General features: G+C 67.3%; 15 protein-coding genes. 9 read left to right on the top strand and 6 right to left on the bottom strand.

All coding sequences use genetic code 11. From position 1 onward, the window contains the following. Positions 1-212: 212 nt before the first annotated feature. The 4 genes from HWX00_RS13640 to HWX00_RS13625 are packed head-to-tail and all read right to left on the bottom strand — an operon-like array spanning position 213 to position 3,667. Positions 213-1,388 carry an osmoprotectant ABC transporter ATP-binding protein OsmV gene (locus HWX00_RS13640; RefSeq protein WP_049036719.1) on the bottom strand — a complete coding sequence of 392 codons (1,176 nt, stop codon included), beginning with the start codon at positions 1,386-1,388 and terminating at the stop codon, positions 213-215. Continuing rightward, a complete protein-coding gene (locus tag HWX00_RS13635; RefSeq protein WP_049036718.1) occupies positions 1,385-2,038 on the bottom strand; it encodes an ABC transporter permease in 654 nt (217 codons plus the stop codon). Before HWX00_RS13635 ends, HWX00_RS13640 begins: the two co-directional genes overlap by 4 nt. Before the next feature lie 10 nt (positions 2,039-2,048). Next, positions 2,049-2,954: a glycine betaine ABC transporter substrate-binding protein gene (locus tag HWX00_RS13630; RefSeq protein ID WP_175026851.1), complete on the bottom strand. Its 906-nt coding sequence runs from the start codon at positions 2,952-2,954 to the stop codon at positions 2,049-2,051. Further along, complete coding sequence (locus tag HWX00_RS13625) at positions 2,951-3,667, bottom strand: ABC transporter permease (protein WP_034191929.1); 717 nt, start codon at positions 3,665-3,667, stop codon at positions 2,951-2,953. The genes HWX00_RS13630 and HWX00_RS13625 overlap by 4 nt, the downstream gene beginning before the upstream one ends. On the opposite strand from HWX00_RS13625, the gene HWX00_RS13620 reads away from it, so the two are divergent. Further along, complete coding sequence (locus HWX00_RS13620; RefSeq protein WP_034191928.1) at positions 3,666-3,851, top strand: hypothetical protein; 186 nt, start codon at positions 3,666-3,668, stop codon at positions 3,849-3,851. The genes HWX00_RS13625 and HWX00_RS13620 overlap by 2 nt on opposite strands. A 365-nt stretch (positions 3,852-4,216) precedes the next feature. Here HWX00_RS13620 and HWX00_RS13615 read toward each other — a convergent pair whose 3' ends face one another. Then, positions 4,217-5,311: an AraC family transcriptional regulator gene (locus tag HWX00_RS13615; RefSeq protein WP_049036713.1), complete on the bottom strand. Its 1,095-nt coding sequence runs from the start codon at positions 5,309-5,311 to the stop codon at positions 4,217-4,219. A 255-nt stretch (positions 5,312-5,566) separates the two neighbouring features. Here HWX00_RS13615 and HWX00_RS13610 point away from each other — a divergent pair, with 255 nt between their 5' ends. Genes HWX00_RS13610 through HWX00_RS13600 form a run of 3 tightly spaced genes read left to right on the top strand, consistent with a single transcriptional unit; the run spans position 5,567 to position 9,876 of the window. After that, positions 5,567-6,958, top strand: a complete 1,392-nt coding sequence (locus HWX00_RS13610) for an APC family permease (protein WP_049036710.1) — start codon at positions 5,567-5,569, stop codon at positions 6,956-6,958. A 50-nt stretch (positions 6,959-7,008) separates the two neighbouring features. After that, a complete protein-coding gene (locus HWX00_RS13605; protein WP_175026850.1) occupies positions 7,009-8,406 on the top strand; it encodes an aspartate aminotransferase family protein in 1,398 nt (465 codons plus the stop codon). Positions 8,407-8,439: 33 nt separating this feature from the next. Then, on the top strand, positions 8,440-9,876 hold the full coding sequence (locus HWX00_RS13600; protein WP_175026849.1) for an aldehyde dehydrogenase family protein: 1,437 nt from the start codon (positions 8,440-8,442) through the stop codon (positions 9,874-9,876). Between the two features lie 171 nt (positions 9,877-10,047). On the opposite strand, the gene HWX00_RS13595 is transcribed toward HWX00_RS13600, so the two are convergent. Continuing rightward, positions 10,048-10,902: a FadR/GntR family transcriptional regulator gene (locus tag HWX00_RS13595; protein WP_034192037.1), complete on the bottom strand. Its 855-nt coding sequence runs from the start codon at positions 10,900-10,902 to the stop codon at positions 10,048-10,050. Between the two features lie 226 nt (positions 10,903-11,128). Between HWX00_RS13595 and HWX00_RS13590 the strand changes: the two genes are divergently transcribed. The 5 genes from HWX00_RS13590 to HWX00_RS13570 all read left to right on the top strand — a co-directional run bounded on the left by HWX00_RS13590 (position 11,129) and on the right by HWX00_RS13570 (position 15,770). Beyond that, positions 11,129-12,337: an ABC transporter substrate-binding protein gene (locus tag HWX00_RS13590; protein ID WP_034191923.1), complete on the top strand. Its 1,209-nt coding sequence runs from the start codon at positions 11,129-11,131 to the stop codon at positions 12,335-12,337. Positions 12,338-12,407: 70 nt separating this feature from the next. After that, on the top strand, positions 12,408-13,268 hold the full coding sequence (locus HWX00_RS13585) for a branched-chain amino acid ABC transporter permease (RefSeq protein WP_034191922.1): 861 nt from the start codon (positions 12,408-12,410) through the stop codon (positions 13,266-13,268). Further along, positions 13,265-14,308 (top strand): branched-chain amino acid ABC transporter permease, encoded by a 1,044-nt coding sequence (locus HWX00_RS13580; protein ID WP_059562380.1) that lies wholly within the window; start codon positions 13,265-13,267, stop codon positions 14,306-14,308. Before HWX00_RS13585 ends, HWX00_RS13580 begins: the two co-directional genes overlap by 4 nt. Beyond that, entirely contained in the window at positions 14,305-15,072 is a 768-nt protein-coding gene (locus tag HWX00_RS13575) for an ABC transporter ATP-binding protein (protein ID WP_124608679.1), read from the top strand. The genes HWX00_RS13580 and HWX00_RS13575 overlap by 4 nt, the downstream gene beginning before the upstream one ends. Next, entirely contained in the window at positions 15,069-15,770 is a 702-nt protein-coding gene (locus HWX00_RS13570; protein WP_059562383.1) for an ABC transporter ATP-binding protein, read from the top strand. Before HWX00_RS13575 ends, HWX00_RS13570 begins: the two co-directional genes overlap by 4 nt. Positions 15,771-15,778 lie beyond the last annotated feature (8 nt).

Genomic DNA, 15,778 nt, shown 5'->3' with positions numbered 1-15,778 from the left:
CGCTTGATTGCCGGGGCCGGATTTTTCGCTGCGCGTTTGTCGCGCGAGCGCGGAACGCAGGATCAAGCCACTGGAATCCGCCAGGCAGGATTCAACGGAAGACAGTGACAGGAAGCCGGGGTGCGGCGGGATCGATTGCGCTCGTCGCCCACGGTGTGTTGGTCAAGAACGGCGTCACGCCGATCGCGCACCGGCGTGACGAGGACGATGCATCAATGCGGCGCGGCCGCCTCAACCCGATCGACCGGGCTGCCCGGCGGCTGCCCCGTTTGCCGGCGCGATCGGCCCGAACTCAGGTACGCGGCGATCGAGTCCTGCGTGACCTCGCCGAGCCACACGCCGTCCGGGTCGAGCACGGGCATCCACGACACGCTGTACTGGTACATCTTCGACAGCACGATGCGCAGGTTGTCGTCGGCCGAGACACCGGCCGGGAACGGCGTCACGCGTTCGCCGCATGTGCCGCCGTCGCCGCGCGCCGCGCGGCGCGTCACGTAGCCGAGCGCGCGGCCCGCGTCGTCGAGCACGGTCAGGTAGCGGCAGTCGGCTTCGTCCATCACCGCGAGTGCGTGCGCGAGCGGCGTATCGACGCGCGCGGTGTCGGGTTGCGTGGCCGCGTCGCCGGCCTTCACGAGCAGCAGGCGCTTGAGCGTGCTGTCCTGGCCGACGAACTGCGCGACGAATTCGTCGCGCGGGCGTGCGAGCAGCGTGTCGGGGTGATCGTACTGAACGAGCTGGCCGCGCCGGAACACCGCGATGCGGTCACCCAGCTTGATCGCTTCGTCGATATCGTGGCTCACCATGATCACGGTCTTGTTCAGTTGCCGCTGCATCTGGAAGAACTCGTTCTGGATCGACTCGCGATTGATCGGATCGACCGCGCCGAACGGTTCGTCCATCAGCAGCACGGGCGGATCGGCGGCCAGCGCGCGAATCACGCCGATACGCTGCTGCTGCCCGCCCGACAGCTCGCGCGGATAGCGTTTCAGGTACAGCTTCGGATCGAGCGCGACCATCGACATCAGCTCGCGTGCGCGTTCGGCGCAGCGCTTCTTGTCCCAGCCGAGCAGGCGCGGCACGACGGTGATGTTCTCTTCGATCGTCATGTTCGGGAACAGCCCAATCTGCTGGATCACGTAGCCGATGTGGCGCCGCAGGTCGACTTCGTCGAGCCGCGCCGTATCTTCACCGTTGATGAGCACGCGACCCGATGTCGCGGCGATCAGCCGGTTGATCATCTTGAGCGTGGTCGTCTTGCCGCAGCCCGACGGGCCGAGGAACACGCAGATTTCCCCCTCGGGCACCGACAGGCTCACGGAGTCGACCGCGCGTACGGTCTGGCCGTCCTTGCGCGTGAAGGTCTTGGTCAGTTGGTCGAGTTCGATCATGTCTTCTGCACTCCCTTCGGTGTCAATGCCCGCTGCAGCCTCTGCAGCAGCCGGTCGGCGACGATCGCGAGCAGGCTCACGAGCACCGCGCCCACCAGTAGTTTCATCATGCTGCTCTGTCCGATGGCGCGCAGGATCAGCGTGCCGAGCCCGCCCGCGCCCACCACGGCGGCGATCGTCATCACGCCGATGTTCATCACGACCGCGGTGCGCACGCCCGCGAGAATCACGGGCACCGCCAGCGGCAGCTCGACGAGACGCAGGCGCTGCCACGCGGTCATGCCGATGCCGGTGCCGGCTTCCTTGATGCCCGCATCCACGTTGCGCAGCGCGAGGTAGGTGTTGCGCATGATCGGCAGCAGCGAATACAGGAACACGGCCGTGATCGCGGGCGCGGCGCCGATGCCCTGGCCGAAGCGCGAGAAGAACGGGATCATCAGGCCGAATAGCGCGATGGACGGCAGCGTGAGCACGATCGTGGCGATGCCGAGCAGCGGCCCGGCGAGCCATTCGTGGCGATTGATGAGGATGCCGAGCGGTACGCCCGCGACGATCGCGCAGCCCACGGCGATCGCGACGAGCCACATGTGTTGCAGCGTGAGCTGCAACAGCTCGGGCCAGCTCGAAGCGAGATAGTCGAATACGCTCATCGGGTCTCCTTCAAGGTAGCGGATGCGTGCGCAGGAACGCGTCGGCGACGTCACGCGGCGATTTGCCGTCGAGGTCGACGGCCTTGGCCATGGCCTGCATCGCGTCGTTGTCGAGCGCGGCGGACAGCGCGTTGAGCTGCGTCGCGAGTCCCGGATTGCGCTCGAGCGTGTCCTTGCGCACCACGGGCGTCGCGTTGTACGGCGGGAAGAAATGCCTGTCGTCCTCGAGCGGCACGATGCCGAAGCCCTTCACGCGGCCGTCGGTCGTGTAGACGAGGCCGATCTTCAGCTGGTTGTTGTGCAGCGCCGTGTAGACGAGCCCCGGATCCATCTGCTTCAACTGCGCGCGGCTGAACTGCATGCCGTACGCGGCGAGCAGCGGCTTCAGGCCGTCCGGACGGTTCGCGAATTCCGCATCCATGCCGAACACGTAGTGCTTCGCGGCCGGATCGGTCTTCAGGTGCTCGGCGAGCTGCGACACGGTGCGGATGCCGGTGGCCTGCGCGAGCTGGCTCGGCAGGCCGATCGCGTAGGTGTCGTTGAGCGGCGACGCGTCGAGCCACACGAGCCCGCGCGGTACGTCGAGCGCCTTGACCCGCCGGTACATCTCCTCGGGCGAGAGCTTGTCCTGGATCTTGTTGTAGACGAGCGCGGCGGTGCCCGTGTAATCCCACATCAGGTCGAACTGGCCGTTTTCCAGCGCGCTGCGCGTGAGCGTGCTGCCGAGCCCCGCGCGGACGTCCACGTCGTAGCCGCGCGAGCGCAGGTATTGCGACGTGATTTCCGCGAGGACGTATTGCTCGGTGAAGTTCTTCGCGCCGAGCACGAGCCTGGCGGCGAATGCCGGTGTGCCGGCTGCCATGCACACGGCCAGGGCGGCGCACAGGCGGGCGATCGATCGAAGCGGGCGCATCATGCGGCACCTCCGTGGCGCGCGAGCCAGCGGCGGCTGCCGGTTGCGACGATGCCGTCCAGCACGAGCGCGAGGATCGCGGTGAGCGACGCGCCGAGCAGCAGCAGCGGCTGGTTGTCGAGATAGATGCCGGGGAAGATCAACGAGCCGAGGCTGTCCGCGCCGATCAGGTACGCGAGCGGCGCCGTGCCGACGTTGATCGCGAGCGCGGTGCGCACGCCGCCGACGATGATCGGCACCGCATGGGGCAGTTCGACGCGGGCGAGCGATTGCCAGCCCGTCATGCCGATGCCCTTGGCCGCTTCGCGCAGCGCGGCCGGCACGTTCTTCATGCCTTCATAGGCATTGCGCGTGATGGGCAGCAGCGATGCGAGGAATAGCGCGATGATCGCAGGTACGTCGCCGATGCCGAAGATGCCGAGCGCGATGGCCAGCACCGCGAGCGACGGGACCGTGTTGCCGATGTTGAAGACCTGCATGAAGCGCTCGGCCCGGTGCTGAAACCGCGGCCGGCTCAGCAGCACGCCGGCCGGTACGCCGACGACGATCGCGAGCGTCATCGAGTAGACGACCAGCAGCATGTGCTGGCCCGCGTAGTACGCGAGATCGTCCGCGCGCTGGCGGAACGTGTCGGCGCCGATGCCGCGCGCCAGCGCCCATCCGACCGCGATGATGGCTACCAGGCTGCCCACCAGCTGGACAGTGCGTCGAGTCATGAAGATACCCCTCCTCGATCCCGATGCGGCACGCGCGCAGGCACGCGCCGCGATGACGCCGGATGGCGTCGCGATGGAAGTTCGTGATCCCGGCATGGCCGCGATTGAACTGACGGAAACAGTGCTGCCGGCTGCACCGAAGTGCGGCTGGCGGTCGGGTGAACGCGATGTTGCGTTCGTCTGATTGTCAGGTTCAGCCCGGCGGCGCCGTAACGGCAAGGCGCGTTCGAGCAGGGCACCGTCCTGCGAAGACGGCATGGATGCGGGCGGCTTGGCGCCGACCGCTGGGGCCGGTGGCCCCTTTGACGTGGCGAAACGGATGCATGCGCAACAAAGTGCGAAATGACATCACGTTGCGCACGAGATCATGCGTTTTGTGATGAAGTTGGAGCGAGTATAGAGCAATCGAATGAGCGCGTCCAGCTTGGGCACGGCACGCGGTCGTGCGGCGGCGTCGAGACGGACGCCGCCGGCGGCTTTCGTGGAAATGATTCGAATTCCAAACCAACAGGCGGGGGCGCCGTTCGGAATCGGCATGCGCGATCGACGTTACATGTCGATACCGGCGTCCGCGCGCGGCGTCTTGCCGGTCCAGCGCCGGTACGCGTGTCGGAAGCTGCGCGGCTCGCTGTAGCCGAGCCGTTCGGCGATCTCCGCGACCGTCAGCGTGTGGTCGTCGAGCATCCGCACGGCTTCGTCGTGACGGACTTCATCGAGCAGCGACTGGAACGTGATGCCGTCCTTGTCGAGCCGCCGGCGCAGCGTGCGCTCCGTCAGGTGCAGCGCATTCGCGAGCGCCGTCATCGACTTGAAACGCACGAGGTCGCGCGCCATCAGCTCCTTCGCCCGATCGGCGAAGCGCGTGCCGACCGACGCGGCCCACTGCCGTTCGAGCACCTCGCACTGGCCGTGCAGCGCATTGAAGCTGACTTCGTTCGCGAGACGCGGCGTTTCCGTGCCGTTCACCGACGTGAACACGAGACGGTTGTCGGCCGCATTGAACGCGACCGGGCAGCCGAAGTGGCGTGCGTAGTCGGCTGCATTGCGCGGCGTGCGGCGCGCGAGCTGCAACTGTTCCGGCCATACCGGCTTGCCGACGAGATCGGACACGATCAGCCGCAGGCTCGACAGGCACATGTCGACCTGGAATACCTCGAGATCGGGTTCGCCGTTGTAGCGGCTGATGGTCACGCTCATGCCGCCGGCGTGCGCGTCGACGCGCACGTCGAAATACAGCCCCATGAACAGCGGGAACTGGCCCATGCAGCGGAACGCCTGCGTCACGGAGCCGCTGATCAGCATCGCGTAGCCGGCGAGACCGAGCGTCGACACGTGCAGCCGCGCGCCGATCGACAGCCCGATCGACGGTACGCCGCTGCAGCGCAGCAGGTTGCGGAAGCAGCGCTGCTCCTGGCCGCGATTCACGTGCAGGTTCGGCGACGCGACCTCGTCCGCGCCGAGCCCCGTGCCTTCGAGCAGCGCGGCGCCGTCGATGTGCCGCACGCGGCACTCGTCCAGCGCGACCGCGATCGCGTGAACGGTGGCCGGAATATCTTCCTGGCGTCCGGCCGGGCGGGCGAGGCCGAGCGATGTGCGCAGGCTGCGCTCGGCCCGGCTCTGGTTGCGTTGGGAGCGGCTGTCCATGGTGCCGATACGGTGACGGGCGTGCACGGAACATAGCCGGAATGTCCGAAAAATGCCAGTGCGGCACAGCAGCATGCATGGCCGGACGATGCGATGCGTGACGCTGTGTCCTGAAATATCCCCCGATTACGTCCGTATTTCTCATTCGTCCGGGATTTTTTGGCGCACCACACTTTCTTCCGATCGCGCGCCGCCGTCGGCGCCGGGCGATCGAGAGTTGAAGTCATGAACGCCACCCACCCACGTGAGGACAGCATGGACAACGACAGGCCAGGCCGAACCGTATCGGCCGCCGCGACGCACGACGTCGGCGCGAGCGCGCATCGAGGCGACCCGGACGAGCGCCGCACGCCGCGTCTGCTCGGCCTCTCGACGCTGGTGATCTTCGGCCTCGCGTACATGCTGCCGATGACGGTGTTCACGACCTACGGCCTCGTCACGAGCGAGACGAACGGGCATCTGACGGCCGCCTATGCGGTCACGCTGGTCGCGATGCTGTTCACCGCGCGCAGCTACGGCCACATGGCGCGGCTGATGCCGAGCGCCGGTTCCGCGTACACGTTCGCGAGCCGCAACTTCGGCACCTCGGCCGGCTTCATGGTCGGCTGGGCGTTGCTGATGGACTACCTGTTCATCCCGATGATCAGCTACCTCGCGATCGGCATCTACATGAAGCAGATTTTCCCCGGCGTGCCGGCCAGCGTATGGATCGTCGGCAGCATCGCGCTGGTCACCGGGCTGAATATCGTCGGGATCCGGCTCGTCAACCGCGTGAACCTGATCCTGATCGCGAGCCAGTTCGTGTTCATCGCGATCTTCGTCGTCGCATCGGCGCGCGTCGCGGCCGGCGAAGGGCTGTCGATGACCGTCGCGTTGCCGTCGTCGGGCGACGCGCGCGCGATCTTCGCGGGCGCCGCGATCCTGTGCCTGTCGTTTCTCGGTTTCGATGCGGTCACCACGCTGTCGGAAGAGACGCGCGAGCCGCGGCGCACGGTGCCGCGCGCGATCCTGCTCTGCACGCTGGCGAGCGGCCTGCTGTTCATGCTGATCGCGTATGCCGGGCAAGTGGTGTTTCCCGACTGGCACGCGTTCAAGGATCTCGATTCGGCCAGCTTCGAATTGATGCGGCGCATTGGCGGCGGCACGCTGTCGGCGTTCTTCGTCGCGGTGTACGTGGCGGGCTGCTTCGCGAGCGCGATGGCCGGGCAGGCGAGCGTGACGCGCGTGCTGTTCGCGATGGGCCGCGATCGCGTGCTGCCCGAATGCGTGTTCGGCCACCTGCATGCGCGGCTGCATACGCCGGTGCGCGCGACGCTCGCGGTCGGCGTCGTGTCGCTGTCCGCGCTGTTCGTCACGCTCGACCTCGCGTCGACGATGATCAGTTTCGGTGCGCTCGTCGCGTTCGCGGTCGTGAACCTGTGCGTGATGCGCAGCTACCTGGGCCAGCGCGGGCACCGTCATGTCGCGGGCTGGATCACGTTCGGCGCGATGCCGGCGATCGGCTTCGCGATGAATGTATGGCTCTGGTCGGGACTGTCGCGCCAGACGTTCTACGTCGGCTTCGGCTGGCTCGTGCTCGGCCTCTGCCAGCTCGTGTGGCTCACGCGCGGCTTCACGCGCCCGGCGCCGACGCTGTCGATGCATTGAATGACCGGCGGCATGTCGCCGGTTCTGAAACCCTGAAGGAGGAGTGACCCATGAACGCTGTTGACGTCAATCCCGGTGCGGACCTGCAGGTGCTCGGCAAGCGCCACCTGCTGATGCATTTCACGCATGCCGATGCGTACCGCGAGAACGCGCTCACCGTGTTCGACCGCGGCGAAGGCTGCTGGCTCGTCGATCGCTACGGCAAGCGTTATTTCGACGGGCTGGCCGGGCTGTACTGCGTGCAGGTCGGCTACAGCCACGGTGCGGAGATCGGCGATGCGATCCGCGAGCAGATGGTCCGGCTGCCGTTCGCGACCAACTGGGGTTATGGCCACGAACCGGCGATCCGGCTCGCGCACCAGCTCGCGGCGCTCGCGCCCGAAGGCCTGAACCGCGTGTTCTTCACGTCGAGCGGCTCGGAGTCGAACGAATCGGCGATCAAGCTGGTGCGCCAGTATCACCAGTCGCGCGGCGAACCGCAGCGGCGCAAGTTCATCGCGCGGCGCGTCGCGTATCACGGCACGTCGTTCGGCGCGCTCGCGCTGAACGGGATGACGAATTTCCGCAAGCACTTCGAACCGTTGATGTCGGGCGTGCGGCACGTGAGCAACACGAAGCGCTACGGCCGCCCGGCGGGCGAGACGGAAGCGCAGTTCACACGCCATCTGCTCGACGAGATCGAATCGCTGATCGTGCAGGAGGGGCCGGATACCGTCGCCGCGCTCGTCGTCGAGCCGCTGCAGAACGCGGGCGGCAGCCTGACGCCGCCGGCCGGCTATGCGGCCGGGCTGCGCGACATCTGCGACCGGCACGGCGTGCTGCTCGTCGCGGACGAGGTGATCTGCGGGTTCGGCCGGCTCGGCGAATACTTCGGGTCGGCGCGCTACGGGCTGAAGCCGGACATCATCACGTTCGCGAAAGGCATCGCGTCGGGCTACGTGCCGCTCGGCGGCGTGATCGCGAGCGACGCCGTGGTCGACACGGTGCTCGACGGGCCGCAGCAGATGTTCCTGCACGGCGCGACGTACGGCGGCCATCCGGTCGCCTGCACGGCCGCGCTCGCGAACCTCGCGATCATGGCGCGTGAAGGGGTGCTCGAGAACGTCCGCGACAACGAAGCCGTATTCCGCCAGACGCTCGACGGGCTGCTCGAACTGCCGTGCGTCGGCGACGTGCGCGGCGACGGCTACCACTACTCGCTCGAACTCGTGACGGACAAGGCCGCGCGCCGCCGGGCGGCCGGTATCAGCGCGCAGGCGTTCGTGTCGACGATGCTCGCGCCCGCGATCTTCGACGCGGGGCTGCTGTGCCGTGCGGGCGTCGATCACGAAGGCACGCCGATCGTGCAGTTCTCGCCGCCGCTCGTGATGTCGCGCGACGAGATCGTGTGGTTCGTCGCGCAGATCCGCGACATCCTCGCCGACACCTATGCCCGGGCGACGCGCTGAGCGCGGCGTCGTTCATTTCAGAAGGAGCAACCGATGCGAACGTCACAACAGTCCTATATCGACGGCCAGTGGCTCGATCCGGCCGACGCCCGGTCGATCGACGTGATCGATCCGGCCACCGCGCGGCCCTATGCGCAGCTCAGGATCGGCGCCGCGGCCGACGTCGATCGCGCGGTCGGCGCGGCGAAACGGGCCTTCGACACGTATTCGCGCTGGCCGGTGGACGAGCGTGTCGCGCTGTTGCGGCGCGTGCTCGAGATCTACCAGCGCCGCTACGAAGAGGTCGCACGGACGATCAGCCGGGAAATGGGCGCGCCGATCGCGTTTGCGCGCGCGGCGCAGGCCGCGGTCGGCACCGCGCACCTGGAACAGACGATCCGCGCGCTGCAGTCGTTCCGCTTCAGCACGCAGACCGGTTCGCTGCTGGTGTCGCACGAGCCGATCGGCGTGTGCGCGCTGATCACGCCGTGGAACTGGCCGATCAACCAGATCGTGTGCAAGGTCGCACCGGCGCTCGCCGCCGGCTGCACGATGGTGCTCAAGCCGAGCGAGGTCGCGCCGTTCAGCGCGATCCTGTTCGCGGAAATCCTGCACGAGGCAGGCGTGCCGCCCGGCGTGTTCAACCTCGTGCACGGCTACGGGCATGAAGTGGGCGATGCGTTGTCGCGACACCCGGATGTCGACATGGTGTCGTTCACGGGCTCGACGCGCGCGGGTGTCGAGGTCGCGAAGGCGGCCGCCGATACCGTGAAGCGCGTGCACCAGGAGCTCGGCAGCAAGAGCCCGAACCTGATCCTGCCGGATGCCGACATCGAGGATGCCGTCACGCGCGGCGCGCGCAGCTGCTTCAGCAACAGCGGCCAGTCGTGCAATGCGCCGACGCGCATGCTCGTGCATGCGGATCATCTGGCGCTGGCCGAGCAGGCGGCGCGGCGCGAAGCGGAGCGTACCGTCGTCGGCGATCCGCGTTCGACGGAAACAGGCATCGGGCCGGTCGTCAGCCGCACGCAGTTCGACCGCATCCAGCACTTCATCCGGCTCGGGATCGACGAAGGCGCGACGCTCGTCGCCGGTGGTCCCGGCCGGCCGGAAGGGTTAGGCGACGGCTTCTACGTGCGGCCGACGGTATTCTCGAACGTCACGCCGGACATGACGATCGCGACCGAGGAAATCTTCGGGCCGGTGCTGTCGATCATGACCTACCGGACCGAGGAAGAAGCGATCGCGCTTGCGAACGATTCGGTGTACGGGCTCGCGGCCTACGTGCAGTCGAAGGATCTCGATCGCGCACGTCGCGTCGCGGCGAGGTTGCGGGTCGGCAACGTTCACATCAACTATCCGGCGTGGAACCCGGCCGCGCCGTTCGGCGGTTACAAGCGTTCGGGCAACGGGCGCGAGTATGCGGAGTTCGGCCTCGTCGAGTATCTGGAAACGAAGGGGACGACGGGGTACACGGACGGCAGCGCGTGATGATGCCCTGATCGCCCTGGGGACCGGGGCGGCGAACCGGTTCCTGCCGATGGCGGCGCCTCGCGTGGCGTTCGATCGGAACGGCACGTGGCCGCCCGCCGCGGGTGCGGCAGCAGTCCCCGGGCCGCCACGAAGCGGTCGGCCTTGATTCCACGCCGCGTGTGCCGCCGCTCAGCGGTCTTCGGGATCGGCCACGGCCGCATCGGCGCCCGCAACGGGAGCGGCGGCGCGCCGGCGAATCTCGGAATCGAGGATCAACCGCCCGCGCAGCTTGCCCTTCATCCGCTTCACATGCTTGGGCGCCTCGGTCATGTGCTCGACCATCAGCGCGCGGACGCGCTCGACGTCGCGCTCGCGCGCGGCCTGCAGGATCGCCTTGTGAATCGACACGTTCGCCTCGCCGAAGCGCTTGTGCTCGACGAGCGGCGTATCGTTCCGGAACTCGATCAACTGCCGGATCATCTCGTTGATCAGTTCGCAGCTGAAGCGCAGGAACGGATTCGGATTCGCGGCCGCAAGGATGTCGTGGAACGTCGTGTCCTCCTGCCGCTGGCGCAGCATGTGGCCGCGATCGTGCACGCCCGAGCCGCCGTCGCAGCACGCGATGTTCGCTTCCAGCGCCGCGAAGTCGCGCTCCGTCAGGTGCGGTACGGCGCCGGCGGCCAGCTCGGGTTCGAGCAGCTTGCGCACCGTATAGATGTCGTCGATCGACACGTCCTTGAAGAACAGGTAGTTCTGCAGGAGCTGCAGCGTGCGGTCGAGCGGCACCTCGACGACCATCCCGCCGCCCGACGGCCCCGTCGTGACCTTGATGAGCCCCTGCACCTCGAGCGACTTCAGCGCCTCGCGGATCGTGCTCTTGCTCACCGCATAGAGCTGCTGCAGCTCGGCCTCGCGCGGCAGGCGGTCACCGGGCTTCAGGTCCTTCTCGGTGATCAGCCGCTTGATCTCCTCGGCGACGAGATCGGCCCGCTTCGGCTGCTTGATTTCGACCGCGAGGCCCGCCCTGGCTCGGTCCATGACCATCTTCACGACTCCTTTGTCTGACTGCGCGCCGGGTCATCGTCGACGATCGGTCCCGGCGCGGGTACGGAATTTTGCCTGATTGACACCAATTTTGATCAACTCTAGCATCAGGTTCATTCTATTTATCATGATAAATAGGATCAACCGGCGACGCGCATCCTGCAGGGCGTGGGTACGGTTTGGCAGTCGGTCGCATCGTGTGTCCCCCTTTATCAGGAGCGTCAACTTGAATCGCCGAGAACTGTTGAAACTGGCCGCGCTGTCGGCCGTGCCGGGCGCGCTCGGCAGCATGTCGTCCCGTGTCGCGTTCGCGCAGGGCTCGCCCATCCAGCTTGCGTGCCCGGTGCCGATGTCCGGCCCGTTCGCGGCCAACGGCAAGTACGCCGATCTCGGCATGCAACTGGCCGTCAAGCAATACGGCAAGGTGCTCGGCGCGCCGCTCGCCTATACGTCGCTCGACACCGAGGGCAAGCCCGCGACCGCCGTGCGGCGCGTGCAGGAGATCGCGCAGCAGAAGGGCGTGCGTTTCTTCGCGGGCGGCATCCTGTCGTCCGAATCGCTGGCGATGGGCAAGGAAGTCCAGAAGGCGGGCGGCGTGTTCATCACGACGGCCGGCGCGGACGAGATCACCGGCAAGGATTGCAACGCGGCGACCTTCCGCTGGTCGGTGCCGACCTTCGGCGCGATCGAGCAGACGGTGCGCCCGCTGGTCCAGATGCTGCCGAAGGCGAAGCGCTGGTACACGATCACGCCGCAATACGTGTTCGGCGACGGCCTGCTGTCGGCCGCGAAGGCGATCTTCAAGGAGAAGGGCATCGAGCACGTCGGCAACAGCTACCACTCGCTCGCCGAAAAGGAGTTCAGCGGTTATCTGACGAATGCGGCGGCCGCGCAGCCCGACGTGCTGCTGATCCTGAACTTCGGCTCGCAATCGTCGGACACGCTGCGCCAGGCCGTCAGCTTCGGGATGAAGCGCAACTGCACGATCCTGCTTGCGTGGGCATCGGGCCTCGAGCAGTTCGAGGCGCTCGGTCCGGACATCTGCGACGGCGTGTATTTCGGCGCGCAGTACTGGCACGGCATCGATGCGCCGCTGAACCGCGATCTCGTGAAGCGCGCGAATGACGCGTTCAAGGCGAACCCGAACTACAGCCTCGCGGGTTCGTACATCTGCACGAAGATCCTGATCGACGCGATGGTGAAGGCCGGCAGCGCCGATCCGAAGAAGGTTGTTGCGGCGATGGAAGGGATGAAGTACGACGGCCTCACGGGGCCGGAGGAAATCCGCAAGGGCGATCACCAGGTCCTGAAGAACTACTACCTGCTGAAAGGCAAGCCGAAGAGCCGGATGAAGAACGCGGACGACTATGCCGACATCGTCAGCTCGGGCCAGTCGTTCCTGCCGGTCGACAAGACGGGCTGCAAGCTCGCGTGACGCAGTGCATGCGTTCGCGGCGCCTCGTGTGCCGCGGGCGTCCGTTACCTTCCTTTCCGACACGGAAGCCATGAACGTCTATCTGCTGCAGATCGTCAACGGCATCGGCGTGGGCATGCTGTATTTCCTGCTCGCCGTCGGCCTGTCGATCGTGTTCGGCCTGCTGCGCTTCGTGAATTTCGCTCACGGCGCGTTCTACCTGCTCGGTGCGTATCTCTGCTACCAGGCGCTGCAATGGTCGGCGAATTTCTGGGTCGCGCTCGCGATCGTGCCGCTCGTCGTCGGCGCGTTCGCGTGGGGCGTCGAAAAACTCGTGCTGCGCCATGTGTACGCGCAGCAGCACGAATTCCACATCCTCGCGACCGTCGGGCTCGCGCTCGTGCTGCAGGAGTGCGCGATCCTCGCGTGGGGGCCGCTCGGCGACAACGTGCCGCCGCCCGACGCGCTGAACGGCGTCGTGATCTGGGGCGGCTTCGTCTACCCGAAGTACCGGCTGTTCGTGATCGGGTTCACGGCCGTGCTCGCCGCGTTGCTGTGGTGGGTGCTCGAAGGCACGCGGCTCGGCAGCACGGTGCGCGCGGGCAGCGAGTCGACGGAGATGGTGTCGCTGCTCGGCATCAACGTGACGCGCGTGTTCAGCCTCGTGTTCGCGCTCGGTGCGGCGACGGCCGCGCTGGCCGGCGTGCTAGCCGCACCGATCCGCGGCGTCGATCCGTTCATGGGTATCGAGGCGCTCGGTGTCGCGTTCGTCGTGGTCGTCGTCGGCGGGATGGGGAATTTTCTCGGCGCGCTGGTCGGCGGGCTGCTGGTCGGCATCGTGCAGAGCCTGATGAGCACGCTGTGGCCGGAAGGCGCGCGGTTGATGATTTATGTCGCGATGGCGGCCGTGCTGCTGTTGCGTCCGAACGGTTTGCTGGGGAGGGCCGCATGATCCAGTCGTCGAAACCGCTGCCGCCGGGCGCGGCGGCGTCGCAACGCCCGCAGCCGTGGCGCGGCATGCTGCAGCGGCCGGAAGGCTGGCTGGCGGTGATCGCCGCGTGCGTGCTGCCGCTCGTGTTGAGTTCGGGGTCGCTCGCGACCGAAGTGCTGGTGTTCGCGCTTGCCGCGCTCGGCTGCAACCTGCTGCTCGGCTATACGGGACTGTTGTCGTTCGGGCAGGGCATCTTCTTCGGGCTCGGCAGTTACACGGCGGGGCTGGTGCTGACGCGCGGCGTCGAGTCGGTGACGGCCGCGCTGGCCGCGGCCGCGGTGCTCGGCGCCGTCGCGGCCGCGCTGGTCGGCTGGTTCTCGATCCGGCAGCGCGGCACCTATTTCGTGATGCTGACGCTCGCGTTCGGACAGTTGTTCTACTTCCTCGCGTATACGACGCCGGATGTGACGGGCGGCGACAACGGGTTGCTCGACATCCCGCGCCCCGCGCTGTCCGCGTTCGGGCATCCGCTCGTCGTGCTCGATTCGCCGTGGCGCTACTACGGTTTCGTCGCGGTGCTGTTCGTCGCGGTGTTCTGGCTGCTGCTGCGCGTGTCGCGCTCGGTGTTCGGCCGGACGCTGCTCGCGATTCGCGACAACGAGGCGCGCGCGGCGGCGGCCGGCTACGACGTGAAGCGCTTCAAGCTCGCGGCGTTCGTGATCTCGGGCGCGGTCACGGGCCTCGCGGGGGCGCTGCATGCATTGATGACGGGCATCGCGCCGCTGTCGAACATCGACTACCACACGAGCGAGGTGATCCTCGTGATGACGGTGATCGGCGGCACGGGCAACCTGTTCGCGTCGGTGCTCGGCGCGGCGTTCTACGTGTTGTTCGCGGACTGGCTGTCGACGTTGTGGCCGCGCTGGCTGCTGCTGCTCGGCCTCGTGCTGATCGCGGTCAGCCTGTTCATGCAGCGCGGGTTGTGGGGGCTCGGCGAACGCGTCATCGCATCGCTGCGGCGTAACGATCGCACTGCGGCCACGGTCAAGGAGCAGCCATGAGCGAAGCGATTCTCGAAGCGCGCGGCGTCGTCAAGCGCTACGGCAAGTTCACCGCGCTGGGCGGGGTCGACCTGCGGATCATGCCGCGCACTGTGCATTCGGTGATCGGCCCGAACGGGGCAGGCAAGACGACGCTGTTCCATACGCTGACGGGCACGCTGCCGATCACGTCGGGCTCGATCCTGTTCGACGGTCACGACGTGTCGCGCGAACCCGATCACAAGCGCGTGCGGCGCGGGATTGCACGCTCGTTCCAGGTGACGAGCCTGTTTCCGAACCTGAGCGTGCGCGAGAACCTGCGGGTTGCCGCGCAGGGCGTCGATTCGCGTCGCGCGCTGAATCCGTGGACGCCGCCGCGCGGTGCGCTCGCGCACGACGGCATCGTCGACGAGGTGCTCGAGCGGCTCGGCCTGCAGCGGTTCGCCGACACCGCGTCCGGCGTGCTGTCGCATGGCCAGCAGCGCAGGCTCGAGGTCGGCATGGCGCTGGCGGCGCGGCCGCGTGCGATCTTCCTCGACGAGCCGACGTCGGGCATGGGGATCGACGATCTCGACGACATGAAGGCACTGATCCGCGGCCTGCGCGACGACTACACGGTCGTGCTGATCGAACACAACATGGGCATCGTGATGGACATCTCGGACACGATCACGGTGATGCAGCAGGGGCGCGTCCTGGTCGAAGGCAAGCCCGATGCGATTCGCGGCGACGCGCGCGTGCGCAGCGCCTATCTCGGCAACATGATCACGGGAGGCCGCGCATGATGCTCGACGTGAAGGACGTGCACGCCTGCTACGGCAAGAGCCACGTGCTGCAGGGTATTTCGCTGAACGTCAATGAAGGCGAGACGGTGACGCTGCTCGGCCGCAACGGCGCGGGCAAGTCGACGACGCTCAAGACGATCGCGGGCGTCGTCGTGCCGACCGCCGGCACGGTGACGTTCGACGGCCGGCCGGTGTCCGGGCAGCCGGCGCACCGGATCGCCGCGCGCGGCCTGTGCTTCGTGCCCGAGCATCGCGGCATTTTCCGGCTGCTGTCGGTCGAGGAAAACCTGCGGCTCGGCGCGCGCCGCGATTCGCCGTGGCAGCTCGACGACATCTACCGGATCTTTCCGCGCCTGAAGGAGCGCCGCCGCAACGGCGGCGGGCAGTTGTCGGGCGGCGAGCAGCAGATGCTCGCGATCGGCCGCGCGCTGATGAATCATCCGCGGCTGCTGATGCTCGACGAGCCGGTCGAGGGGCTCGCCCCGGTGATCGTCGAGGAGATCGTCGAGCAGTTGAAGCAGATCAAGGCCGCCGGCGTCGCGATCCTGCTCGTCGAACAGAACCTCGAAGTGTGCACGCAGCTCGCGGACCGCCACTTCGTGATCGAGCAGGGCGTGATCGTCTACGAAGGCAGCAATGCCGCGTTCGCGGCCGATCATGACGTGAAGGACCGGTACCTGGGCGTCGGCGTCGCATGAACGCCGTA

This window comes from Burkholderia seminalis DSM 23518 (genome assembly GCF_902832885.1).
Taxonomy (GTDB): domain Bacteria; phylum Pseudomonadota; class Gammaproteobacteria; order Burkholderiales; family Burkholderiaceae; genus Burkholderia; species Burkholderia seminalis.
This window is presented reverse-complemented; position numbering and strand designations above follow the sequence as displayed.